Annotated in this window: 1 protein-coding gene; it reads left to right on the forward strand. The window is 42.2% G+C overall.

Translation table 11 applies throughout. From position 1 onward, the window contains the following. Window positions 1–10 precede the first annotated feature (10 nt). Window positions 11–1,772: glycosyl hydrolase (locus ACH2DQ_RS21930; protein ID WP_395028328.1), on the forward strand; the 1,762-nt coding region annotated here is incomplete at its 3' end.

Genomic DNA, 1,772 nt, shown 5'->3' on the forward strand with positions numbered 1-1,772 from the left:
GAGTGGATATGTGAAAGAAACAGTAAATGGTGCTGTACTGCGCTATGAGTTCCCGGGAAACGAAGCGGCTATTTGGAAAGTATTTGCCTTCTATCAACAACCAACAGTACAAAAAATAAATTCGGGGCAGAGTTATGTGATCGACCATTTGAGTAAAAAGGGTGTGCAGGCATGTGAAGAGTATTGGGAGGAGGTGTGGAAATCGAATTTATATTCCGCACAGGAATCTATTTTTTGTGATTCACTGGAATATGAAGCGGCTTTTGACTGGAGTCATGGCTTTGCTGAAGAATTTGAAGTGCGGAGAGGCTATTCTATTTTGCCATATCTTCCAGTTGTTGGTTTGACCAATTTGTACCCGTCAGGGGATATACCGGGATATCGATTCAGTGATCCTATGTATTCTGATCAGGTCAACCACGATTATTTAGAAGTGCAAACACAGTTATATTGCGAGAATCATTTGGAGGAATTGGAGCGGATGGCGGAGAAGTATGGGAAAACAATTCGTTATCAGGTGGCATATAATAAGCCGCTGGAAGTGGAACGCAGTGCACTTTGTGTGGCAATCCCGGAGAATGAAGCGCTTGGGAGGCCGGCAATTGACAGCTTGAAAACAATGGCGGCTTCGGCGCATCTTGGAAGAAAGAAGCGGTATTCGTTTGAGTGTGCGGCTGAATTTGGAAATGCGTACGGACAGTGCTATGAAGACCTGTTTTGGTGGGTGAAACGAAGCTTGATGGCAGGTATGAACGCACAGGTACTGCATGGAGGCTCGTATTCTGGAAAATATACGGGTATATATTCGGAAAACAGGCAAATTTCTGGAGCATCCTGGCCGGGATATACGGGTTTTTATGGGTTTATCTCAAATGAATGGAATCGTACATTATCACTGGAAGATGCCCGGGGGTGTATGGATACGATTGCTCGGTTAAATGCAGTGTTTCGAAAGAATGCAAAAATAGATTGTGCAATTTTGAAAAATACATATTGTAATGATGGTCTTGGCAGTGAATTTTACCTTTATCCAGATGATGGACAATTGATAAATTATGGATACAGTTATGAATTTCTGTCTGAGACAATGCTGGAACTTCCGGTATGTCGTGTGACAAACGGAAGATTGGATGAAGAAGGACCAGCTTATAAATGCCTAATTATTGATCATGAAAAATATGCGTCTCTAACCCTTCTAAAACAGATACAGAAGCTGTCAATGAACGGTTTCCCGATTATCTGGATTGGAGAGAAGCCTGTTGGTGGAAGATTTTATTCAGAAATCAATTCGGAAGAAAAGAAAGTACATTGGAATAAAGAACTTGGGAAGGCTTGGAATTCAGATGCTGTTATCCATGTCTCAGCGAGGGGGGAAGTTCCAGAAACCCTGAAAAAGTTGGAAGTGATGCCGGAAGTGATGCTTGACGGAAAACGAGACATTATGACTGCGGTGCATGAGGATGAGAAAATCCGTTATATTACGTTATATGCATATAATCGTGTGGATTATACACCAAATGAGGCGAATCCGGATGAGTTTGGCGTCAGCGCGGTCTTTGGGAAAACAAGTAAAAGTTCTTACCAGAGACCAGGCAAGAAAAGCAGCGGGGTTGTGTCTGTGAGTATTCAGGGGACGGGAAGGATATGGATTTGTAATCCATGGACCGGGAAAAGAAATCAAATTGACTGTAGTGAATGTCAGAAGATAGCTATTGATATGGAAGAGGATGAAATGATTTTGTTAGCAGTTTCAAAAGAGACTGATAGTTTTG

It is taken from the genome of Robinsoniella sp. (assembly GCF_034124845.1).